24 protein-coding genes are annotated in these 22,622 nt (G+C 30.9%); 16 read left to right on the forward strand and 8 right to left on the reverse strand.

All coding sequences use genetic code 11. The features are described from left to right. Positions 1-118: 118 nt before the first annotated feature. A complete protein-coding gene (locus P3U32_RS02210) occupies positions 119-790 on the forward strand; it encodes a haloacid dehalogenase type II (RefSeq protein ID WP_323703974.1) in 672 nt (223 codons plus the stop codon). Positions 791-821: 31 nt separating this feature from the next. Here P3U32_RS02210 and P3U32_RS02215 read toward each other — a convergent pair whose 3' ends face one another. The 5 genes from P3U32_RS02215 to P3U32_RS02235 form a co-directional block, all read right to left on the reverse strand. Next, complete coding sequence (locus P3U32_RS02215) at positions 822-1,805, reverse strand: hypothetical protein (RefSeq protein WP_323703975.1); 984 nt, start codon at positions 1,803-1,805, stop codon at positions 822-824. A 107-nt stretch (positions 1,806-1,912) separates the two neighbouring features. After that, entirely contained in the window at positions 1,913-2,347 is a 435-nt protein-coding gene (locus P3U32_RS02220) for a hypothetical protein (protein ID WP_323703976.1), read from the reverse strand. A 582-nt stretch (positions 2,348-2,929) separates the two neighbouring features. Next, on the reverse strand, positions 2,930-3,871 hold the full coding sequence (locus tag P3U32_RS02225; protein WP_323703977.1) for a hypothetical protein: 942 nt from the start codon (positions 3,869-3,871) through the stop codon (positions 2,930-2,932). A 62-nt stretch (positions 3,872-3,933) separates the two neighbouring features. Further along, on the reverse strand, positions 3,934-4,848 hold the full coding sequence (locus tag P3U32_RS02230) for a hypothetical protein (protein WP_323703978.1): 915 nt from the start codon (positions 4,846-4,848) through the stop codon (positions 3,934-3,936). Positions 4,849-4,916: 68 nt separating this feature from the next. Continuing rightward, positions 4,917-5,834: a hypothetical protein gene (locus P3U32_RS02235; RefSeq protein WP_323703979.1), complete on the reverse strand. Its 918-nt coding sequence runs from the start codon at positions 5,832-5,834 to the stop codon at positions 4,917-4,919. A 174-nt stretch (positions 5,835-6,008) separates the two neighbouring features. Here P3U32_RS02235 and P3U32_RS02240 point away from each other — a divergent pair, with 174 nt between their 5' ends. Genes P3U32_RS02240 through P3U32_RS02250 form a run of 3 tightly spaced genes read left to right on the forward strand, consistent with a single transcriptional unit; the run spans position 6,009 to position 7,957 of the window. Then, positions 6,009-6,542: a CHAP domain-containing protein gene (locus P3U32_RS02240; RefSeq protein ID WP_323703980.1), complete on the forward strand. Its 534-nt coding sequence runs from the start codon at positions 6,009-6,011 to the stop codon at positions 6,540-6,542. A 14-nt stretch (positions 6,543-6,556) separates the two neighbouring features. Next, entirely contained in the window at positions 6,557-7,201 is a 645-nt protein-coding gene (locus P3U32_RS02245) for an SDR family oxidoreductase (RefSeq protein WP_323703982.1), read from the forward strand. Between the two features lie 21 nt (positions 7,202-7,222). Next, complete coding sequence (locus tag P3U32_RS02250) at positions 7,223-7,957, forward strand: metallophosphoesterase family protein (RefSeq protein WP_323703983.1); 735 nt, start codon at positions 7,223-7,225, stop codon at positions 7,955-7,957. Between the two features lie 259 nt (positions 7,958-8,216). Here the strand turns inward: P3U32_RS02250 and P3U32_RS02255 are convergent, their stop codons facing one another. Together P3U32_RS02255 and P3U32_RS02260 are read right to left on the reverse strand one after the other, a co-directional pair. Beyond that, positions 8,217-9,155 carry a cation diffusion facilitator family transporter gene (locus P3U32_RS02255; protein ID WP_323703984.1) on the reverse strand — a complete coding sequence of 313 codons (939 nt, stop codon included), beginning with the start codon at positions 9,153-9,155 and terminating at the stop codon, positions 8,217-8,219. A 22-nt stretch (positions 9,156-9,177) separates the two neighbouring features. Then, a complete protein-coding gene (locus P3U32_RS02260; RefSeq protein WP_323703985.1) occupies positions 9,178-9,477 on the reverse strand; it encodes an ArsR/SmtB family transcription factor in 300 nt (99 codons plus the stop codon). A 126-nt stretch (positions 9,478-9,603) separates the two neighbouring features. Here P3U32_RS02260 and P3U32_RS02265 point away from each other — a divergent pair, with 126 nt between their 5' ends. From P3U32_RS02265 to P3U32_RS02285, 5 genes are all read left to right on the forward strand, one after another. After that, positions 9,604-9,930 (forward strand): CHY zinc finger protein, encoded by a 327-nt coding sequence (locus P3U32_RS02265; RefSeq protein WP_323704830.1) that lies wholly within the window; start codon positions 9,604-9,606, stop codon positions 9,928-9,930. A gap of 109 nt (positions 9,931-10,039) precedes the next feature. After that, on the forward strand, positions 10,040-10,537 hold the full coding sequence (locus P3U32_RS02270) for a hypothetical protein (RefSeq protein ID WP_323703986.1): 498 nt from the start codon (positions 10,040-10,042) through the stop codon (positions 10,535-10,537). Positions 10,538-10,611: 74 nt separating this feature from the next. Further along, positions 10,612-12,045, forward strand: a complete 1,434-nt coding sequence (locus tag P3U32_RS02275; RefSeq protein WP_323703987.1) for an MDR family MFS transporter — start codon at positions 10,612-10,614, stop codon at positions 12,043-12,045. 145 nt (positions 12,046-12,190) lie between these two features. Further along, a complete protein-coding gene (locus P3U32_RS02280; protein WP_323703988.1) occupies positions 12,191-13,255 on the forward strand; it encodes a YkvI family membrane protein in 1,065 nt (354 codons plus the stop codon). A 47-nt stretch (positions 13,256-13,302) separates the two neighbouring features. After that, complete coding sequence (locus P3U32_RS02285) at positions 13,303-14,334, forward strand: alpha/beta hydrolase (protein ID WP_323703989.1); 1,032 nt, start codon at positions 13,303-13,305, stop codon at positions 14,332-14,334. Positions 14,335-14,377: 43 nt separating this feature from the next. Here the strand turns inward: P3U32_RS02285 and P3U32_RS02290 are convergent, their stop codons facing one another. After that, positions 14,378-14,881: a GNAT family N-acetyltransferase gene (locus P3U32_RS02290; RefSeq protein WP_323703990.1), complete on the reverse strand. Its 504-nt coding sequence runs from the start codon at positions 14,879-14,881 to the stop codon at positions 14,378-14,380. A gap of 117 nt (positions 14,882-14,998) precedes the next feature. Between P3U32_RS02290 and P3U32_RS02295 the strand changes: the two genes are divergently transcribed. The 7 genes from P3U32_RS02295 (at position 14,999) to P3U32_RS02325 (ending at position 22,245) form a co-directional block, all read left to right on the forward strand. Continuing rightward, positions 14,999-15,922: an NAD-dependent epimerase/dehydratase family protein gene (locus P3U32_RS02295; RefSeq protein ID WP_323703991.1), complete on the forward strand. Its 924-nt coding sequence runs from the start codon at positions 14,999-15,001 to the stop codon at positions 15,920-15,922. 10 nt (positions 15,923-15,932) lie between these two features. Further along, a complete protein-coding gene (locus P3U32_RS02300) occupies positions 15,933-16,616 on the forward strand; it encodes a response regulator transcription factor (protein WP_323703992.1) in 684 nt (227 codons plus the stop codon). A 1-nt stretch (position 16,617) separates the two neighbouring features. Then, positions 16,618-17,649 (forward strand): sensor histidine kinase, encoded by a 1,032-nt coding sequence (locus P3U32_RS02305; RefSeq protein ID WP_323703993.1) that lies wholly within the window; start codon positions 16,618-16,620, stop codon positions 17,647-17,649. An 80-nt stretch (positions 17,650-17,729) separates the two neighbouring features. Beyond that, on the forward strand, positions 17,730-18,491 hold the full coding sequence (locus tag P3U32_RS02310) for an ABC transporter ATP-binding protein (protein WP_323703994.1): 762 nt from the start codon (positions 17,730-17,732) through the stop codon (positions 18,489-18,491). A 100-nt stretch (positions 18,492-18,591) separates the two neighbouring features. Further along, the gene (locus P3U32_RS02315; protein ID WP_323703995.1) at positions 18,592-20,418 is read left to right on the forward strand and encodes an ABC transporter permease; all 1,827 of its coding nucleotides are present in this window, start codon (positions 18,592-18,594) and stop codon (positions 20,416-20,418) included. A gap of 198 nt (positions 20,419-20,616) precedes the next feature. Beyond that, a complete protein-coding gene (locus tag P3U32_RS02320) occupies positions 20,617-21,234 on the forward strand; it encodes a DUF47 domain-containing protein (protein WP_323703997.1) in 618 nt (205 codons plus the stop codon). A 12-nt stretch (positions 21,235-21,246) separates the two neighbouring features. After that, the gene (locus P3U32_RS02325; RefSeq protein ID WP_323703998.1) at positions 21,247-22,245 is read left to right on the forward strand and encodes an inorganic phosphate transporter; all 999 of its coding nucleotides are present in this window, start codon (positions 21,247-21,249) and stop codon (positions 22,243-22,245) included. The last annotated feature ends 377 nt before the right edge of the window (positions 22,246-22,622 follow it).

Below are 22,622 nucleotides of genomic sequence, written 5' to 3' on the forward strand. Positions count from 1 at the left end.
TTTTTATTATAGAAATGTGTAATTACTTAACGAGTATATTGTAATCAATCTATTTTTTATGATTATATCTAATTATTTTGGATATAATAAAAAAAATAGATTATAAGGAGTGCTTTTTATGATTAAAATCATCGTATTTGATGTATACGGTACTTTATTTGACATAAATAGTCTTCGTGAAAATTGTGAGAAGGTATATCCAGGTAACGGGGAGAAGATTGCGAAGGCTTGGAGATATAAATTGATTGAGAATATACACGTGAGGCAACTTGTCGACCAATATAAGCCATTTAGCACAGTGTTAAGTGACGCTCTTGAATATGTCTTAGATAGAAAAGACTTTGATTACACAGTAAAAGATATTCAAACTTGTGTAAAAGGCTATGAACAACTCGAAATATTTCCTGAAGTACAACAAGTTTTGAAAGAATGGAATGATATTGATAAAGTTATTTTTAGTAATGCAAATAAAGAGATGATAGATGCATTGTTAGAACAGGCAGAGATAGCAACATACTTTAAAGATATTATACCGTTAGAAGCATATGGTATGTATAAAGCAAACGGGAATAGTTATAAAATATTAATAGAACAATTAAACGTTAAAAAAGATGAAGTATTGTTTGTTTCTACAAATAAATGGGATATCGTTGGTGCACAGAAATTTGGATTTCAAACAGCATGGATTAATCGAAATTTGAGTGAATTTGAGTATTTAGAAGTACAACCCAATTACGAATTTCAAACACTTTATGGATTACAAGATCATATAAAAAAAGACCTCAAATGATGACATATCATTTGAGGTCTTTTAAATTCAATTATTCATTTGATTCAACTGGCGCTGAATTGTTTGTTGGGTACAAAGCATTTTTATTTTTATGATAGAAGTTAACTACACTTCCGTAGATTAAATAAGTTAGTATAGTAATTACAATCATATATATAATATAAAAAATGATACTAATAATGACGCCAATGAAAGTTGGTAAATGTGTAAATATTAATGTACTAATTAAAACGCTAATTAATACGATAACAACTATAATGATGTATAAACCAATATAATATAGTAAGTTAGCAAACAATAATTTCCATGCACTATTTGGTCCCTTAGTAGTGATATTCCAGGCAATAGATACTTTCTTGAATGATGGTAATGAACTTTGATCAATATGCACTAAAGTAACGTTGATTAATAAAATAATAAGGTAATAGATTGGGATATAAATCACGAACATAACTACGAGTAAAAATAAAAATATTACTACAGCACTTGTAATTGCTGCGGGTGTACTTAAGTTTTCAGATTCTGGTCCCATTATTGCAAGTGTGGTACCAAACACTGCAATAAAGATTAAATACGCAACAAAGAAAACGATATAAACAGCAATGTATCCTACAATACTCATCAGAGCAATTACTGCAGTTATCTTAAGTGTTTTTACATACTGTCCCTTTTTCAAAAAAGTAAATAAATCTCTGAAATGAGGGCGGTTACCTAAATCTGTATTCTTATAAAAAGTCATATAACCATAACAAAGAGGAATGAATACAAAAATGTATATAACTAAAGATGTTATTAAACTGAGTGCAGCACAAATAATTAATGTTATCGTACCGCCAGTTGAAGGATTACCATAAAAGTCTAGCGTGTAATTGTAAATGCCAGTTCCAATTAAAAGAAAAATTCCTGGAATAAGTAAAGCTAATGCAAAGACAAACATGGCAAAAAAGGATAATAGAATCGTTCTTAAATGATTGCCTCGACCATTTCTAAAGTAGTCAAAGTGAAAATTGAACATAGAATAACCCCCTGATTATATTTATAATCAGATTAACACAAAATCAATTACAAATGTGTTTTATTTGACAAAATAAATACATTTGTAATTGATATAATTAGGACCTGCTATTCAGTTGGATATAGTGCATTTTTATTTTTATGATAGAAGTTGACCATGCTGCCACTAGTTAAATATGAAAGCATCGTTGAGATAAATAGTGTTATGATCCCAAATAGTACGCCTAAGATTATACCTACAATAGTTGATAAGTTCTGTATTAAAAACGTTACAATCATTGCAGCAATAATAGAAATTATACTTATTACGACAAATATGATTACAAAATAAAGTAAGTTTGCAAAAAGTAATTTCCATGCACTGTTTGGACCTTTGGTAGTAATCTTCTTTGCAATTGAAAATTTCTTTGAAGTTGGTAAAGAACTCTGATCAATATGAACTAATATTACATTCATTAAATAAATCATTAAGTAGTAAATAGGGATGTATGCAATAATCATAACAATAGTCTGTACAATAGAGATAATTATACTATCTTTCATCATCTCCGTATAAGTCGGATCAAGTAAATGCATGAACAAGTTATAGATTATTGAGATAGATGAGTATATGAAAGTGATAATTAGGTCGAGAGACACTCCTATAATTAATAACAGACCAATAAGTTTTAGTGTCTTAGTATATTTTCCTTTTTTAAAAAAAGTAAATAAATCACGAAATCGGGGTTGTTTCCCTAAATCAGTATTTTTATAGAATTGTATAATCCCATGAGAAAGAGGTAACAATACAAATATAGATAGTAGGCAATATAGAATAAACGCAACAATACAGCTAATAATTAATAATATAATTCCGGCGTTTGATGGGTTGCCATAGAAATCTTGTGAATTGTAGAAAATACCAAATCCAAATAATAGACTGGTAGCGGGAAGAATTAAGAGTACTGCAGCTAAAATTAATGTAGAAAGAAAAGAAAATAATATTGTTTTGAAATGATAACCACGACCATTTCTAAAATAGTCCTTGTGAAGTTTAAACATAAGAGAATCTCCTTAATTTAGTTTTAATATGATTGCTACAACCTTTAAATATGTTTGTAAGGGATAACGAGCCCCGTAGATAAATTATTCATCTGTCGCAGGAGTTTCGGTTGGGTATATTGCATTTTTATTTTGATGGTAGAAATTAATCATGCTTCCACTAATTAAATATGTAAGTATTGTTAAGATAAATAGCATTAGAAGAGTACTTGGAAAGCTTAAAATTGTACTTAGAATAGTTGGTGAGTTCTGCATTGGTAATGCTATTATAATTTGAAATACAGTTATTGCGACAAGTATGATTACAAAATATAGTAAGTTAGAAAAAAGTAATCTCCATGAGCTGTTTGGACCTTTAGTAGTGATCTTCCATGCAATTGAAAATTTATTTAAAGTTGGTAAAGAACTCTGGTCTACGTGAACTAATACAACATTCATTAAATAAATCATCAAATAGTAAAAAGGGATGCATAAAATTGAGATACCTATTAACATTACAATAGTGAGAAGATGGCCAATTAGACTACCTTCCGTTATATCTATATAAGAAGGAACAAAGTAATACAGTGACATGTTAAAGATCGAAAAGAGAGGTGATATTATGCTACTAGTAATAAAACCAATCATCACTCCAATAATTAATAACAGACTAGTAAGTTTTAGAGTCTTACCATAATTACCTTTTTTAAAAAAGGTAATTAAATGACGAAATTTTGATTGCTTTCCTAAATCCGTATTCTTATACAGTTGTATAATTCCACAATAAAGCGGTGATAATATAAATAAAATTAGAAGAAAACAAACGATAAATGCAATAATAACTCCAATAATCATTGATATAACTACATAGATTTTTGAATTACCATCTTGAGGATCATCAGCAATGACCATTCCTAAGACTACAGTACCAAAGGGAAGAGCGACAAGTGCTGCCCATGTTACTAATGAAAAAAGAAAAGAAAATAATATTGTTTTGAAATGATAGCCACGACCATTTCTAAAATAGTCCTTGTGAAGTTTAAACATAAGAGAATCTCCTTAATTTAGTTTTAATATATTTGTAAGGGATAACAAACCCCGTAGATAAATTATTCATCTGTCGCAGGAGTTTCGGTTGGGTATATTGCATTTTTATTTTGATGGTAGAAGTTAACGTAACTACCAAAAATGAAATAGAAGAGGCCACCTAAAATTATAAATTTTATAATATAAGTAAAGATATTATGATTCATCATGATATCTATATAAATAGTAAATATAACACCACATATTAATATACCGAATAAATAGTGTGAGATTAACAACACCCATGGATTTCTAGGCCCTTTTTTAGTGATTTTACGACCAATAGATACTTTAGTTAACGTTGGCAATGAGTGCTGATCTATATGAACTAAAGAAGTATTTATCATAAAAATGACTACATAATAAAATGGAACCGATATAATGAATGACGTAATGAAAAATAATATAGGAAATACCACGAATAACATTGAAATTGCATTATTTAACGATTCTAAATAAAATGCAAAGTACCAAGCTAAAATAAATACTATTAACATTATTATGAAAATGATAATGGCCAATAAAAAATAAAAAAAGCAAACAATAATGATCATTAAAATACTTAGTTTCATTGTTTTAAAATAGGCGCCTTTTTTAAAGATTATAAATAAATCTTTAAATTTTGGACGCATACCTAAGTCAGTATTCTTAAAGATATGTAAGATTCCTAATATAAGTGGTATGATAATGAAAATATTTACAATTATAAAAAATAAGATACCAAAACTACTCGGTTCATTAAATGAATTGAACGTTTCGTTTAGTGGTTGTTTATCAACATCTAATTGACGAATTGAACTTTGTTTATCAAATAAATAGCCGATATAAGGAATAAAAGCAAATGGTGTAATGATGGCTGAGACAATTAAGAAATATAATAATGTAATCCAATGATTGCCTTTACCATTTTTGAAATATCCTGAATAAAGTTTAAACATAAAAAGCCTCCTTATACATTTAAGTGAGAAAATGCCATAATTGATGTGAATCAACTATGGCATTATAACTATTCAATAGTTTCAGAGTTATTACTTGGGTATAATGCATTTTTATTTTTGTGATAGAAGTTGTAAATACCGCCATTTAATGTATAAGAAACAAAGAAGATTGAAACAATATATATAATCACACCAAGTATATAAATGGTAATATATAGCGCTTCTTGAGTAACTGGTAGGCTCATTTCTATCTTCATAAGTACCATTGCTAGTACAAATATAAATACGATATAGGCAATTATAAATAGTAAGTTATTGAATAGTAATTTCCATAAGCTATGTTTACCTTTGAATAATAATTTCCATGAAATGCTCAGTTTGTTTTTAGTAGATAATAAAGGTTTATCAATATGTACTAAAAATCCAGTAGATATGTAAAGTGAGAATAAGTAATAACAAATAAATAGTATGGACAATGCTATAATATTGATAGGATTATCCTCTATGTTAAACTCTGCTGAAGCTGAGAAAGGTGACACTTGTTCTGGATATATGGTAGACGAGACTTTTAAAATTAAAACTAGAATAGTACTAAATATAAAAAATGCAATCATTGAAATAGCTACCATTGCACTACTATATTTAAAAGTCGTTTTAAATAAACTTTTTTTAAAGAACATAAATAGATCTACGAACTGAGGTCGGACACCCATATCAGTATCTTTGCAGAACTTTGTTGCCCCTATAATTAATGGGAGTACAATTAGTGATAATGCAAAAAATAGTACTATAAGACCAATTAATCCTAATATGCTAGTTACTATTGGATGACTAATTGCAGTCGAAGTGAGTATACTTCCTAAAAATAAAAAAGCAGAAATATTCAAAGAAGTACCAATAAAAATTGAAGATAAAACTAATAATACAATCGTTTTTATATGATTACCTTTACCGTTCTTTAAGTAATCAAATTGAAATTTAAACATAAGAACCTCCTTATTTATATATAATAAGACTAATATACAAAATGGTAAAAATGTACCTCATTTGTTAAAAATATTTAAATAATACAAATAATGTAATATTACAAATGAGCACTTTGTTTGAAATCATATTAAATTGCTCATATATTGGGTATATAACATTGTAAGGAGTGAACAATGAAAAAGTTATTTCGAATTTTTATACTTTTTGTTACAGGGATAGCTATGGTTACAATGTTAATGCTTTTTAAAAGTCAAAATGGATTCGAAAGTATCGTAAATTATACAGATGACGTAAAAAAGCAAATTAAGCAAAAGGAAATAGCTATACGAACAGAGCAGTTAAAGAAAAACGATAAAACGGGTGACCGCTCTTTAGGTAACTATTATCAAGAAGGACAATGTACATTTTATGTATATGAACAAAGGTTAAAAAAGAATAAAAAGATGGGCTCTACTTGGGGCGATGCGAAACACTGGGATGACCGTGCTAAAGAAGCGGGTTATAAAGTGAATGGCCAACCAAGCGAAGGAGCTATATTACAAACAGATTATGGTGATTTAGGTCATGTTGCTATAGTTGAAGAAGTGAAAAATGATGGCTCTATTGTCGTTACAGATATGAACTATGAACAACCATATAAAGTTACAGAAAGATTAATCACATCTGATAGGCTACATAACTATCAATTTATTCATGAAAAAATATAAAAGGAGTGTTTAATATGAATATTTTCGTAATAGGTGCAAATGGACAAATCGGTCGTCATTTAGTGAAAAGTTTAGTTGAAGAGGGTAATGAAGTAACTGCTGGAATAAGAAAGAATAGTCAAGCAGATTTCTTTGAATCACTTGGAGCAAAAACAGCATTATTAGATTTAGAATATGATGATATCAATGACATTGCTAAAAAGTTAGATAATGCAGATAAAGTTGTGTTTACAGCTGGATCAGGTGGACATACAGGAGCAGATCAAACGATTATTATTGATTTAGATGGCGCTGTGAAATCTATAGAAGCAAGTAAACAAGCGAATGTTGAACATTTTGTACTCGTATCTTCATTTGATACAAGAAGAACTGCATTTGAAGGAGATTTAAAACCTTATACAATAGCTAAACACTATGCAGATGAACATTTAAGAAATGCTGGATTACCATACACAATCGTACATCCAGGTATTTTAATTAATGATGAAGCGACAAATAAAGTAGAAATTGCTGAAGAAGTTGAAAGAGGCAAGATTCCTCGTCAAGACGTTGCTACAGTGTTATTAGAAGTTTTAAATAATGATGAAAAAATAGGACAAGAATTCCAAGTAGTTTCAGGTGATACAGTGATTAAAGAGGCTGTAGACCAATATAAATAGTCATAAGTAAGGGATGATATGATGGTTAAATTTGCAATTTTAACGGATATACATGGAAATGCAGATGCATTGAATGCCGTCCTCAATGATATAGATAATCGAAAAGACATCGAACACATTTATAATTTAGGTGACAATATCGGTGTAGGACATCGAACAAATGATGTATTAGATATTGTTACGCACCGTGAAGATATGACATATATATCAGGTAATCATGATGAAGCAATCATGTCGGTTGCTAATCAAGAACCATATCCAGAAAGTTTGAAAAATAAATTTTACGAACATCATCAATGGATTGTTGAACACTTAGATCCTAAATATTATACTTTTTTATCACAACTCAAACGTGAACATACAATTGAAATAGATGGATTAAGATTTTATTTTACACATTATCGCATTCAAGAAAAAAATCTTCAGAAACATATTAGCGAAGATCCATTTGAACCGATATTAGATCCATCTTTAGAACATGTACATGAATTATTTAATGGTATTGACGCTGACTTTGTTACGTTTGGTCATAATCATGTGTTACATCATTTCGATGATATAGAAACGATTTATTTTAATCCAGGATCAGTAGGATTAAATAATGGTGCTTATGCTGTGTATGGTGTGGTTGAAGTTAAAGAAGGTGCAATTAATGTAGAAAGAATTAAAGTGCCGTATGACAATCAACCATTCTTAAAAGGCTTTGATGAACACGATGTACCAGGTAAACAGTTAATATTTGAGTCATTTATTTAATAGTAATTAAAAGGAGTGAGACATGATGTCTCACTCCTTTTTGTATAAAAGATATCGTGCGATTGCCCCCGAAACGCACGATATCTCGGCAAAATCCGAAAGTCTTCGTGCGATTGCCCCCTGAACGCACGATATCTCGGCGAATTCCGAAAGTCTTCGTGCGATTATACCCGAAACGCACGATATCTCGGACCAGCACAAACGCTCTCTATCAAAAACGACTGGAACTATTTGTTCCAGTCGTTTTCTATTTATCGTTTTAATGTGTCGCGTGCTCCATACAACATATAGCTGATCGATCATGATGTTGATTACTTGTTTCAAGTTGAATCGTAGCATGCTGAATTGATTTATGACTTAAATCGTGATTGATTTCATCAATAATAACATCACATTCTGAAATTGTTTTGTCTGCTTTAACTACAGCATGACAACTTAAAGCTGTTAAATCACTCGTTATTGACCATATGTGTAAGTCATGTACTTCATCTATATCAGGGTGTGATTGTATTGTTTCAGTTATTTCGTGCATATTGATATGAGAAGGTGCGCCTTCCATTAATACATTAAGTGCTGATTTTGTAACGCCATAGCCACTTCGAATAATCAATAATGCTACGAGAACACTAGCAATTGGATCTGCCAAGTTCCAACCAAATCCCATCATAAGTAGGGCTGCAATTATGGCACCAACTGAACCTAATAAATCTCCAAGAACATGTATGAAAGCACCTCTCATATTTAAATTATTCTTAGTATCAGATCCTTTAAACATCATCCACGCTACGAAAATATTTACTAGTAGTCCTATCACACTGATAAGAAGCATTCCTGTAGATGCAACTTCTGGTGGATCTATTAATCTGAAAATCGCTTCATAAAAGATGTAAATACTAATAGCAATTAGGAGTACACCATTTAATAAAGCAGCTAATATTTCAAAGCGTTTATAGCCATAAGTTTTAATTCTATTAGCAGCTCTTTCACCGAATTTGAATGCAAGTAATGCGATGAATAGTGAAAGTGCATCACTAAGCATATGTCCTGCATCTGAAAGTAAAGCTAAACTGTTGGTAACATAACCACCAATAACTTCAACAATCATAAATAGGGTAATGATTAAAAATGAAATGAATAGTATTTTCTTATTATTTGTATGGACGTGATTATGATCATGTCCATGGTGTTCATGTCCCATTGGAACACCTCCAATTTATAGATTAATGATGCGCATGTGAGATTGCTTGTTTTAAAAATAATATGACGTGATCGTCATCGATAGAATAGTAGATACTTTTGCCTTCGCGTTCGAATTTTACGAGGCGTAAATTTTTCAAAAATCTAAGTTGATGTGAAACAGACGATTGACTCAATTCAAGTGTTTCAGCAATACATCCAACTGAATGTCTACCTGTACATAATAAGTGCAAGATTTTAACTCTAGTTGGATCACTTAATGCTTTAAAAGTTTGTGATACAAGTAAAAGTGTTTCATCATCTAAAGTGATATGATTTTCCATATTGAACGACCCCCAACATATGAATATGTGTTCATATGTGTATTCTATTATGTATCTTATCAGATGTCAAACTAAGTTCGTTGACAACTTATAATGTATTATGAGATGTTTAATTTTATAATTAGTATGGAGGCGTATACGGTGAAGGTTTATGGATTAACAGTAGATAATGAAACAAGGTGTGAACATTACCAAACGCCTTTAGATATTATTGCGATAAAATTTAAATGTTGTAATAAATTTTATCCATGTTATAAATGTCATGATGCATGTGAAAATCATGAAGCAAAGAGATGGAATCAAGATGAATTTAATGAACAGGCTATCTTATGTGGCGTTTGTAATCAGACAATGTCGATTAATGAATATATGATGACAGAAGTCTGTCCGCATTGTGATGCGAGGTTTAACGATCGATGTAAATATCATCATCATTTATATTTTAAAATTTAAACGAGTGACAACTTTTTTAAAGGTAATTTATTACAAAATGTGTTATACTATTTTTAACTTTAAAAATGAAGAAATAGTGAATGTTGATATAAAAAAAGGAGGACATTAAATGAAAGATTTGATAAAAGGTCATATATTAAGTGGCGAATTTGATACAGCATATAGATTAATGTCCGAAGTGGATTTCTTAACATTCGAGGAACACTTCATTTCAGCAGCTCACGAAGAAGAAAGCACAATGTTCTATACGTTTATATTGGATTCTATTAAGAAAGAGGAATCAAGTGAATTACATGATTTAGCTTTCTTGCTTCATGTTTATCCATATAGTGAACATGAAGGTGCTTTCCATACAGCGTACTATCATGCAGAACGTTCTGTGAAATTAACGGATTATCAAGAAGTAAAGAGCTTGTTACAAATGCTATTACTTCATGCAATTCCAGAACCGTTGCTTACAAATAAGCAAGCGTTTGATATAAGTAAACAGATCTTAAAATTAGATCCTGAAAATAAAGTTGCTCGGAATATTATGAAAGAAACCGCTAAGAAAATGGACCAAGTTGTTGTTGATTTTGAACAATTATCTAAGTCACAAAATGCATAAATCTAGTCTGTTGACTAGGTTTATTTTTTATGGCATTATAACAAAGTTGTAAAAATAAAATTTAGGAGAAATGAATGGAGAATAAATTAAAAAGAAGAATTATTATGATTGTGTTTTTAGTCGGAACATTTTTTATGATTTTAAATGAAACACTATTGAATATAGCTTTAAAAGAATTAATGACAGTCTTTCATGTAGACGCACCAACTGTTCAATGGATGGCAACAGGATTTATGTTAGTGATGGGTGTATTAACTCCGTTGTCCGCAGTAGTTAATCAGTGGTTTACAACGAGAAGACTGTTTTTAGGTTTAATTACGGTATTTACAATTGGAACGTTAATTGCAGGTTTGGCTGTTAATTTCCCAATGTTATTAGTAGGAAGAATGATTCAAGCAGCAGGGACTGGCTTAATGATCCCGACTGTTATGAATGCGATGCTTTTACTTTATAATGAAAGAGAACGTGGAAAAGTGATGGGACAATTTGGTCTTGTAATTATGTTTGCACCAGCTTTAGGGCCAACATTATCCGGAGTGATTGTTGATTTCATGGGTTGGAGATGGTTATTCTTAATCGTTGTACCTTTCATGTTATTCACATTTATCTTTGCATTTAAGTATTTACAAAATGTTGGAGAGATTACAAAACCTAAAGTGGATATCCCTTCAATTATTCTATCTACTATTGGTATTGCTTCAATAATATATAGTGTATCTTCTGTCAGCAGTACAGTAGGCGGATTTACAAATTTAAAAATCATCATTACTTTAGTAATAGGTATTATCGCAATGGCATTATTTGTGATGAGACAACTAAAATTAGAAGAACCATTACTCGATTTAAAAGTTTTCAAATATCATAACTATACCAAAGGTGTTATAGTCTTTGTCGTTGTTATTATGACAATGTTTGCGTCTGAAATTGTTATGCCAATGTATTTACAAGGGCCAATGGAGTTCAGTGCACGTATTGCAGGATTAATATTATTACCAGGAGCATTATTAAATGGATTCTTATCACCATTTATGGGAGCAATATTCGACAAAGTAGGGCCAAGAAAACTTGTAGTTCCTGGCTTGATTGTATTACTTTGTGTGACGATATTTTACTCAATGATTCACCCAGGTATTTCAGTTTGGATTTTTGTTTTAGTTTATATTATTTTAATGATCAGTATTTCTGCAGTATTAATGCCTGCAAATACAAATGCTTTAAATGCATTACCTAAAGAAATGTATCCACATGGTACAGCTGTATCTAATATGTTACAACCAATTGGTGGAGCATTAGGTATCGCGATATTTGTTAGTATTATGAATAGTGGACAAAAGTCAGCACTTGAAGGCATCGCGAGTCCTACTACAGAACAAATTAATCATGCTATGACAATTGGTATACACCATTCATATTGGTTTGGTATTGTATTATTAGCTTTAACAATTTTCGTAGGATTCACGATTACGAGAGCGAATTACAGTCAATCGATTGAAGAAAAACAACAATAATAAGTTTACACTTAGTGTGAAACAGGCATCTTTTCTTGAAAAAGATGCCTGTTTTTTTATGTTATTCTTTTTCATATATGGAATATTTTCGGATAATGTGGGTAAAATAATAAATGTTGAACAATTTTTTTGAGGAGGAACTTTTGTGTCAAATGTAAGAGAAGCAACAAAAATTGGTTTTGCCTATGTCGGAGTAGTAGTGGGAGCAGGATTTTCAACGGGACAAGAAGTCATGAAATTCTTCACACATTATGGACTTTATGGCTATTTAGGCGTACTCATTTCTGGTATTATGCTTGCATTTTTCGGGAGACAAGTTGCAAAAATCGGTACGGCATTAGATGCGGACGATCATAGTTCTACAATTCAATATTTATTTGGTAAATGGGGCATCATCGTTGATTATGTTTTAATTTTCTTCTTATTTGGTATATCCGTCACGATGATTGCTGGCGCGGGGTCAGCCTTTCAAGAAAGCTTTGGTGTACCAACATGGTTAGGCGCTTTAATTATGTGCGTGGTTATCTATGTGACGTTACTCTTGGATTTCGATAAAATCGTTAAAGCACTAGGTGTTGTAACACCATTTCTTATAGCGGTAATATTAATTATTGCTGGTTATTTCTTCTTAAATGGAAGTATTGGTATTTCAGAAATTAATAATACTGTTGAAGAACCAAGTTTATTCTGGGGAATCGCTCAAGGTTTTATTTATGGGGGCTTGGCATTCTCAGTCGGTTTCAGTACATTAATTGCTATTGGTGGAGATGCGGATAAACGAAAAGTATCTGGTTTAGGTGGCGTCATTGGTGGCGTTATATATTTAGTATTATTAGCGCTTATCAATTCTGGATTGTTGGCAGAATACCCATCAATTAAAAATATAGAAATACCAACATTAGCACTTGCACGTGAAATTTCACCTATTATAGGTTTGGCATTGTCAGTGATCATGTTGATGGTTATGTATAATACTATTTTAGGATTGATGTATTCATTTACTGCACGATTTACAACACCATTTTCGAAAAAATATATCGTGTTACTAACTATTGTTATGTTATTAGCTTATGCATTAAGCTTTGTTGGATTCTCGGCATTAATTGATAAATTGTATCCAGCTATGGGTGTAGTAGGTTTATTGATATGTATTGCAATTGTTGTAAAATATATTTCTAGAAAAAAAGACAATAAAAAACATATCGCATAAAATAATTGAATATGTTAAACTGTCTTCTTACATGAGGAAGTGAACATATGAAAAGGAAAAAACGAAGATTGTTGATTTTGACTATTGCGATCATCGTTGTTGTGAGTTGCTTTTATATTTACAATAAGTACCAAGAACAAAAGCAACGAGAAATGGCATTGGAAGCGCAAAGAGCAAATCAATTATTACTTAACAATAAAAAAGTGAAATTAATACGAGATGTTTCATACGGGCATCAAGCACCTAACAGTCAAATGGATATTATTATGCCATCGAAGATGAATAAAAACAAAAAATTACCAGTTATTTTTTGGACACATGGTGGTGGGTTTATCGCAGGAGATAAGCGACATAAGAATCCATACTTAGCTCAAATTGCTGAAAAAGGTTATATCATCGTGAATGTAAATTATGCTTTAGCTCCGGATTCTCAATATCCGACACCAATTAAGCAATTACAACAAGCAACGAAGTATACATTGAAATATAAAGATAAATTTAATATAGATGATAGCCAAATCTTGTATGGTGGAGATTCTGCTGGTGCTCAAATTGCAAGTCAGTTTGTTGCTATTCAAACGAATCCAAGATTGCAACAACAAATGGATATGAAACCGATCATAAAAACGGAGAACTTAAAAGGCGCGATATTGTTCGGTGGATTATATAATATGCAAACAGTAAGAAGTACTGAATTTCCAAGAATTGATTTATTTATGACAAGCTATACAGGTTCTAAAAAATGGGACCATAACTTTGCACAGATTAATCAATTATCTACTGTGGAACAAGTAACGAAACATTATCCACCTACATTTTTAACGGTAGGAGATGCAGATCCATTTGATCCACAAAATAGGGAATTTGATAAAGTGCTGAAAGAACAAGGAATAGAAACAACGACATCATTCTTTGATGGCACACATGGTTTACGACACCAATATCAATTCCATATGAACTTAAAAGAATCTAAAAAAACATACAATAGTGTAATGATGTTCTTAGGTGCAAATACGAATCAGTCTCCTTATGAAAATAATGCAAACCAAGATTCTGAAACTGTAATTAAAGAAAACTAAAAAAGACAAACTAAGCATTTAAATGTGTTTAGTTTGTCTTTTTTTATAATAATTTTGCCATGACAAATTCGTCATAAAATCTATCATTAAAGTATAGCGTATCTTCTTTTTTGCCTTCATTTTTAAAGCCAAATTTCTCATATAGACGATAGGCAGGTTCGTTTTCAGTTACTACAGTAAGTTCAAGTCTATGCAGTTCTTGTTTAACTGCCCAAGCTTCAGTTTCCTGTAATAATTTAAAACCAATACCTTTATTTCTGAATGAAGGTAGGATGCCCATTGCAACTTTAGCAGCATGGCGATTTCGTTTTGTTCTGCCACCTTGAATCGTTGCATATCCAATCAATGTTTCGTTTAACTCAGCAATAATAATTGTTGAATTAGAGGTTGTTATCATTTCTTCTAAAAATAAAGTTTGGTTTTGTATTGAAATTTGATGTTCACCTGGATTAAATAAAAGGTATTCTGATTGATTAATGACACTATCTAACAGTTTGCTGAAGTTTTCAACATCGTTAATTCGAATCTCACGTATGATTTCTTTCATAAAATGTCTCCTATTTCTATTTATAAATTTCAATCAGTGGTATATTAATGGTAAATATACAATAAGTAATAAATATTATAACACATTTGTAAACATTGAATACAAGGAGTGCGACATATGACTGCAAATATTTTTATTTCTGGTGGTTCAGGCTATATAGGCAAGCATTTAATCACAACTTTAAAGGACGTCGGTCAATTATATACAATTACAAAATATGAAGCTGATATGACAGATAGCGATGTGAATTGGAGACAATGTGATATTTATATCTTGAAGGATATGATAGCAGCATTAGAAGACATTGATATTGCTATTTACTATTTAGATGCGAATAAAAAATCTGCAAAACTGACGCAAAGTATGGCAAGAAATTTGAATATGATAGCTAGTGACAACATGGCTAAAGCGTGTAAAGCAAATCAAGTAAAGAAAATTATTTATATCCCAGGTTCACCGTTCGATCAAGAAACAATTGAAATATTATCTTCAACTGGGATAGAAGTTGAAGTGACAGAACAAACCATAAGAAGGCCAGCTGTTTCTATTGAATTACAAAAATCTAAATACGATGATGTAAGAAGTGTTGATCGAATGCCATTACCATATCAATGGGATTTAGAAGATGCTGTAACACATTATTTTAATTGGTTAGAAGAAACAAGTGGGACATTAGTGACGACAGAATTGATTGGGGATACATATCACGTTCATTTTAAAAATAGAAAGAAATCTATTCTTAAACTACAACGCATCAATCCGAGTATTGACCCGAATGTTATCCAATTTAAAGTTGTTGGTGGAACATTATCTGTGAATAAGTTTGAAGATAACGGTATGTTAGAATTTAGAAAGCTCACTTGGACGAACGAATTTATGGTGCATTTATTTAATTATGTACCGAGAATTCCATGGAGTATATATTATTTATCTCAAGCACCAATTCATAATGTTACGATGAAAGGCTTTGAGGTAGACTGTAGAATAAAAGATTTTCAATTGCGTATGTTAGACGGAGAAGTAAAAAAATATACAAAGTAAGAGGCATAATATGAAATTACTAATAATAGAAGATGACGAAACATTATTTAACATAATGAAGAGACAGCTTGAAAAATGGGGATGGACTGTTTATGGTATCAATGACTTTAGCTTAGTATTTAAAGAGTATCAAGATATTGAACCAGATTTAGTTATTATAGACATTCAATTACCTCAATATGATGGATTTTATTGGTGTCGTATGATTAGAAATCATTCTAATTTACCAATTGTTTTTCTATCTTCAAGAGATCACCCGATGGATCAAGTAATGAGTATGGAACTTGGGGCGGATGATTTTATTCAAAAACCATTTCATACAGAAGTACTCGTAGCTAAATTACAAGCAATCTATCGTAGAGTGTATCAATATAATAAAGAAGAACCGAGAATGAAATATTGGAATAAAGCACGTGTGGATTTTGGAAAACACATTATTGAAGGCAATGATATAACAGTTTCACTCACTAAAAATGAAATGTTTATTTTAGAGATTTTACTGAATCATAAAAATGAAATTGTTAGTCGAGATACAATCATCACTGCGCTATGGGATGATGAACAGTTTGTGAGCGATAATACATTAACAGTGAATGTGAACCGTTTAAGAAAAAAGGTAGCTGAACTTGGGCTCAATCATTTTATAGAAACAAAAGTAGGCAAAGGCTATATTGCGCATGATCCGGAGGGGTAGTATGTTAATACAATTTTTGAAAGAAAGATTAGCTTGGATCTTGCTGTTTATTCTTCTGCAACTGGTGATTGTGTTGATGAGTTGGTTAGACGTTGCTGTATCAACTACAAGCGCTTTCTATATACTAGGCTTAAATTTAATTATTTTCATTTTGTTTATTTGGTTGATTTATTCTCGTGAGACGCGTTTTTATAGCGCGTTAAAGGATAATGTCTCAATAAAAGAAATTGAACATAAAGGTTTAAATCATTCGGCTTACGAACACATTATATTTAATTACATAAGAAATTATAATGAGAACGCAGAGCGTACACTTCATGAACAAAATAATGAAATTCAATTTACTAAAAATGACTTGCTGGATTGGATACATGAAGTGAAAACACCAATCACGGCGATGAAATTAATACTTGATCAAGTAGAAGATAAAGAATTGAAAGACGATTTATTTTTTGAATGGAGTCGTATAGATTATTTACTCGATCAACAGTTATATATTCGAAGGTTAACATCGACAAGTAATGATTTTTATTTTGATCATTATTCCATTAAAGATATGGTGATCAAAGAAATTCAACAATCTAGAAATATCAGTATGTCTAAAGGCATTGGCTATGAATTATTACTAGAAAATCAAAATGTATATACGGATGAAAAATGGTGCCGTACAGTTATTAGACAAATATTGAATAATGCATTGAAGTATACGGAAAATGGAGACATCACGATTCGTACATCTATCGTCCATGGACAAATATGTTTATCAATAGAAGATTATGGACGAGGTATCTTAGCCCGAGACTTACCTAGAATTTATGAACGTGGATTCACGTCAACGACTAATCGAAGAGAAACGACAGCGACAGGTATGGGGCTCTATTTAGTAAAAGAAATTGCGAATGAATTACATATTAACGTTAACGTGACATCTATTTACGGAGAAGGTACAACAGTTGCGCTGACATTTCCTAATCCTAATGACTATACTTCGCTTGAACAAGCAAGTGACAAAAATGTCACTTCAAAACGATAAAATGTATGAAGATTCGAAGGAACCATACTGAATTTGTCTATAAGATTAAGTTATAAACAAATTTCAAAGGAGTTTTATAAATGAGTATTTTAAAGACTGAACAACTCGTGAAAATTTATGGTTCTAAAAAAAATCAACAAGAAGTATTAAAGAAAATAGATATGACAGTAGAAAAAGGTGAATTTATAAGCATTATGGGGCCATCAGGTTCTGGTAAAACAACATTGCTTAATGTGTTAAGTTCAATTGATTATGCTACAACAGGTCGTATTGAAATCAATGGGCATCAATTACAAGACATGAATAATAAACAAATGTCTAATTTTAGAAAGAAAGAATTAGGTTTTATTTTTCAAGAGTATAATTTATTAAATACGTTAACTGTACAAGAGAATATTATGTTGCCATTAACGATTCAAAAGATTTCAAAGCAAGAAGCACGTTTAAGATTTGAAAGTATATGTAACACGCTTGGTATTAGCGATATAAAAAATAAATATCCTAATGAAATTTCTGGAGGACAAAAGCAAAGAACATCTGCAGCAAGAGCATTTATAGGACAGCCTTCAATCATCTTTGCTGATGAACCAACCGGCGCTTTAGATTCCAAATCAGCATCAGATTTATTAAATAAATTGAATCAAATTAACGAAACAACACAATCTACAATTGTAATGGTCACGCATGATTCAGTTGCAGCTAGCTATTCTAATCGTGTTATCTTCTTGAAGGATGGAAAGATTTATTCTGAATTATATAAAGGAGAAGATGATAGAAAGGCATTTTATAAAGAAATCATCAAAACACAAAGCGTGTTAGGTGGTGTTATCAATGACCTTTAATCATATCGTGCTTAAAAATTTAAGGCGTAATATCCGACACTATAGTATGTTTGTGTTCTCCATTACGATAAGTGTGATGCTATTTTTTGGATTTACGACTTTGAAATATTCAGATGACTTGAGTAGTCTACAAGGTGGCGTTAAACCAGGTGCGGCAATTAAAGTAGGTATAACAATATTAGTCGTAATCATTGTTGTGTTTTTGCTTTATGCTAATAAACTATTCATCAAAAGACGTTCAAGAGAAATAGGGTTGTACCAACTCATCGGTATGACGAAAAGAGAAGTATTTAAAATATTTGCATTAGAGAATTTTCTACTGTTTGGATTAACAGTAGTTATAGGATCATTTTTAGGATTTTTTTCTTCCAAATTTTTATTTATGATTTTATATAAAATTATTGACTATAAACAAGAAACGCATTTGAATTTTAGTGTTGAAGCATTATTACAAACAATGCTCTTAATGTTTGTAGTTTATATTATTATTTCTGTTCAGAATTATATATTCATCAAAAGAAAGACCATTTTAGATTTGATGAGTGAATTTAATGCGACGGATACTAAAATCAAAAAAATAAAATTATATGAACTCATATTTGGCGCCTTTGGTATCGCAATGATTATATATGGATATTATTTATCTAGTGTAATATTTGAAAATATCAGTGGAAATGGTATGACGCAATTATTCATGAGAATGATTTTAATATTATTTTTAACAATCGTTGGGGCATACTTATTATTTAGATGTTCGATTTCATTAATTTTTAATACAATTCGTAAATATAAAAAAGGCATGTTAAGTGTGACTGATGTTGTTTCAACTTCTTCTATTATGCACAAAATGAAAACGAACGCATTGTCGTTAACAATCATTTCTATTGTGTCAGCCTTAGCAGTCGGTTTATTATCATTAAGCTATATTTCTTATTATAATGCTGAAGATACTGCACGAGGATCTGCACCTGATGATTATGTATTTGTAAATAAAGATACAAGCATGAAATTCAAACAAGCATTGAAAGATGAAAATATAAAATTCGAAGAAAAAAACTTTGAAGTTACACGCTATGTAGTTGATGATTCAAAAGTGTTTCATTTTCCAAATGATACGACGACACAACATGATTCAAACTCAGCATCCACAATTGCTAAAGCTTCAGATTTTAAAGATATAAATTTAAGAAATGATGAAGTGGCAGTTGTCGGTTTCAATGATATATTGGAAAAAATGGTTGATGTTCAAGAAAATGAACACATTAGTTATGAATTAGATAACAAAACAAAAAATCTTAAAGTAAAATCAATTAGTAAAGACCCAGTATTATCAATAGTCGTTACGCACAATGCACCAGTTTATGTTGTGTCAGATGATACGTATAATAAAATGAAAACCCATGAAGCTAAAAATGAAAGTATAAATGAGCAATTTGGTGTTAATCTTAAAAATAGTGCTGAAAGTAAACAAGCAGATAAAATATTTGATAAAGTGAAAACCGAAAACGATTTGTCTGAATCATATTTTAAAGTATATCAATCAGCGAAAAGTAGTCTCGGATTAATGCTATTTATACTTGGATTTTTAGGCATTGCCTTCTTGTTATCAACAGGATGCATCATTTATATTAAACAAATAGATGAAACTGAAGATGAAGTGTCTAATTATAGTATATTAAGAAAATTAGGTTATACATCGAAAGATATGTCTAAAGGTATTGCATTGAAAATTGGTTTTAATTTTGCGTTACCACTAATCATTGGATTGTGTCATGGATATTTTGCTGCAAAATCAGCATGGTTCATATTTGGACAATCTTTCTATACGCCTGTTATTATTGTGATGACATTATACTCGATTATTTATATCCTATTTGCGATTTTAGGCTATGTACATTCGAAGCGGGTTATACAACATGTACTTTAAATTTTTAAAAGACTAATGCTTGTCATTAGTCTTTTTTTATGGTATAAAATATCAATGTGAACTTTGAGTTTTCGGAAAGTTTACAATTCAGTTAAATATTTAAAATTAGCTTAATAATAGTGGTAGAATTGAATTTGAAAGAGTACAATGAAAGAGTAATTATAAGAATTTAAGATGTATATTTTGGGAGGATTACTAATGTTTAATAAGAAGAAGGATAAGTTTGGTATCCAGCTAGAAGCGATAGCTGAGAATTTAAGCCGTGCATCAGTAGAATTTGGAGAAATGGATTTTGACTCTGAATTCGATCTAAAAGCTTATTCAGATAAAATAAAAGCGTATGAGTCTAATGGTGATGATTTAATGCACCAAATGATTACGGATTTGAACCAAACATTTATTACACCAATCGAAAGAGAAGATATTTTAGAACTTTGTGACGCTTTAGATGATGTTTTAGATGAAATGGAAGAAACTTCAGCAATGTTTGAAATGTATTCAATTAGCTATTCAGACGAGTATATGGCTGAATTTGTTAAGAATATTCAAGCAGCTGTTAAAGAAATCGAAATCGCTGTAACGCTTGTTGCTGAGAAGAAATTCTCACATATCCGCGTACATTCTATTAACATTAAAGAATATGAAACGAACTGTGACAGTATTTTAAGACAGTCTATTAAATATATATTCAATAGTGAAACAGATCCAGTTACATTAATCAAAGTTAAAGATATTTATGAGTCATTAGAAGACGTTGCAGATAAATGTCAATTAGTAGCAAACAAACTAGAACAAATTATTATGAAAAATAGCTAAGGAGTTTTAAACATGGATAGTTTACTCATTATTACCGTAGCTATTGTTGTGTGTGCGTTACTTTTTGACTTTATTAATGGTTTCCATGATACAGCAAATGCTATCGCAACAGCAGTATCTACAAAAGCACTTAAACCAAGACATGCAATTTTACTCGCAGCCGTTATGAACTTTATCGGTGCATTGATGGCTACAGGTGTAGCTAAGACAATTGCGAAAGATATTGTTGACCCATTTAAATTAGAGAATGGTTCGATAGTTATTTTAGCTGCATTACTTTCAGCAATCACATGGAACCTAGTCACTTGGTACTTCGGTATTCCAAGTTCATCGTCACATGCACTTATAGGATCAATTGCAGGTGCAGCAATCGCATCAGCAGGATTTGGTGTATTACACTATCAAGGGTTCTCGAAAATTATATTAGCGTTAATCGCATCTCCAATTCTTGCGTTTATCGTTGGTTTTATTATGTACTCTATATTTAAAGTAGTGTTTAAAAATAATAATTTAACGAAAACAAATAGAAACTTTAGATTTATACAAATCGGGACAGCAGCATTGCAAGCATTCTCCCATGGTACAAATGATGCTCAAAAAGCAATGGGTATCATCACAATGGCTCTTATTTCTGCAAACATGCAATCTACAACTGATATTGAATTATGGGTTAAAATTAGTTGTGCGACTGCAATGGGATTAGGAACAGCAGTAGGTGGTTGGAAAATCATTAAAACTGTTGGTGGAAATATTATGAAAATACGCCCAGCTAATGGTGTAGCAGCAGATTTATCATCAGCTGCAGTAATATTTGGTGCAACATTTATCCATTTACCAGTTTCAACAACACATGTTGTATCATCTTCAATATTAGGTGTAGGTTCATCACAACGTGTTAAAGGTGTTAAATGGACAACAGCACAAAGAATGATTATTACTTGGATTATTACATTACCAGTTTCAATCTTACTTGCATTTATCATTTACCATATTTGTGCGTTATTTGTATAAAAAATTTTAAAAACGCTTGAGGTATATATTACCTCAGGCGTTTTTTTGATATTTATAGTGTTTTTTGATATTTATAGTGTTTTTTGATTAATGTGAGATAGGGACGGTCGTAGATTAACTTTGTAGTTAAGCGACAAGATTGGGTAAGTCGTAGATTAACTTTTGAATTAAGCGACGAGATGGCCAAAGTCGTAGATTAACTCTTGAATTAAGCGACGAGATGAGTGAAGTCGTAGATTAACTTTGTAGTTAAGCGACAAGATTGGGTAAGTCGTAGATTAACTTTTGAATTAAGCGACGAGATGGCCAAAGTCGTGAGTTAATTCCAAAGTTAATCCAAGAGATGACCAAAGTCGTGAGTTAACGCCAGAGTTAAT

This window comes from Mammaliicoccus sp. Dog046 (assembly GCF_034039665.1).
GTDB lineage: Bacteria > Bacillota > Bacilli > Staphylococcales > Staphylococcaceae > Mammaliicoccus.

Bases quoted from the DNA above. Each gene is read 5' to 3' on its own strand.
- P3U32_RS02210 (WP_323703974.1), top strand. From the start codon at position 119: ATGATTAAAATCATCGTATTTGATGTATACGGTACTTTATTTGACATA.
- P3U32_RS02215 (WP_323703975.1), bottom strand. From the start codon at position 1,805: ATGTTCAATTTTCACTTTGACTACTTTAGAAATGGTCGAGGCAATCAT.
- P3U32_RS02220 (WP_323703976.1), bottom strand. From the start codon at position 2,347: ATGAAAGATAGTATAATTATCTCTATTGTACAGACTATTGTTATGATT.
- P3U32_RS02225 (WP_323703977.1), bottom strand. From the start codon at position 3,871: ATGTTTAAACTTCACAAGGACTATTTTAGAAATGGTCGTGGCTATCAT.
- P3U32_RS02230 (WP_323703978.1), bottom strand. From the start codon at position 4,848: ATGTTTAAACTTTATTCAGGATATTTCAAAAATGGTAAAGGCAATCAT.
- P3U32_RS02235 (WP_323703979.1), bottom strand. From the start codon at position 5,834: ATGTTTAAATTTCAATTTGATTACTTAAAGAACGGTAAAGGTAATCAT.
- P3U32_RS02240 (WP_323703980.1), top strand. From the start codon at position 6,009: ATGAAAAAGTTATTTCGAATTTTTATACTTTTTGTTACAGGGATAGCT.
- P3U32_RS02245 (WP_323703982.1), top strand. From the start codon at position 6,557: ATGAATATTTTCGTAATAGGTGCAAATGGACAAATCGGTCGTCATTTA.
- P3U32_RS02250 (WP_323703983.1), top strand. From the start codon at position 7,223: ATGGTTAAATTTGCAATTTTAACGGATATACATGGAAATGCAGATGCA.
- P3U32_RS02255 (WP_323703984.1), bottom strand. From the start codon at position 9,155: ATGGGACATGAACACCATGGACATGATCATAATCACGTCCATACAAAT.
- P3U32_RS02260 (WP_323703985.1), bottom strand. From the start codon at position 9,477: ATGGAAAATCATATCACTTTAGATGATGAAACACTTTTACTTGTATCA.
- P3U32_RS02265 (WP_323704830.1), top strand. From the start codon at position 9,604: ATGGAGGCGTATACGGTGAAGGTTTATGGATTAACAGTAGATAATGAA.
- P3U32_RS02270 (WP_323703986.1), top strand. From the start codon at position 10,040: ATGAAAGATTTGATAAAAGGTCATATATTAAGTGGCGAATTTGATACA.
- P3U32_RS02275 (WP_323703987.1), top strand. From the start codon at position 10,612: ATGGAGAATAAATTAAAAAGAAGAATTATTATGATTGTGTTTTTAGTC.
- P3U32_RS02285 (WP_323703989.1), top strand. From the start codon at position 13,303: ATGAAAAGGAAAAAACGAAGATTGTTGATTTTGACTATTGCGATCATC.
- P3U32_RS02290 (WP_323703990.1), bottom strand. From the start codon at position 14,881: ATGAAAGAAATCATACGTGAGATTCGAATTAACGATGTTGAAAACTTC.
- P3U32_RS02295 (WP_323703991.1), top strand. From the start codon at position 14,999: ATGACTGCAAATATTTTTATTTCTGGTGGTTCAGGCTATATAGGCAAG.
- P3U32_RS02300 (WP_323703992.1), top strand. From the start codon at position 15,933: ATGAAATTACTAATAATAGAAGATGACGAAACATTATTTAACATAATG.
- P3U32_RS02305 (WP_323703993.1), top strand. From the start codon at position 16,618: ATGTTAATACAATTTTTGAAAGAAAGATTAGCTTGGATCTTGCTGTTT.
- P3U32_RS02310 (WP_323703994.1), top strand. From the start codon at position 17,730: ATGAGTATTTTAAAGACTGAACAACTCGTGAAAATTTATGGTTCTAAA.
- P3U32_RS02320 (WP_323703997.1), top strand. From the start codon at position 20,617: ATGTTTAATAAGAAGAAGGATAAGTTTGGTATCCAGCTAGAAGCGATA.
- P3U32_RS02325 (WP_323703998.1), top strand. From the start codon at position 21,247: ATGGATAGTTTACTCATTATTACCGTAGCTATTGTTGTGTGTGCGTTA.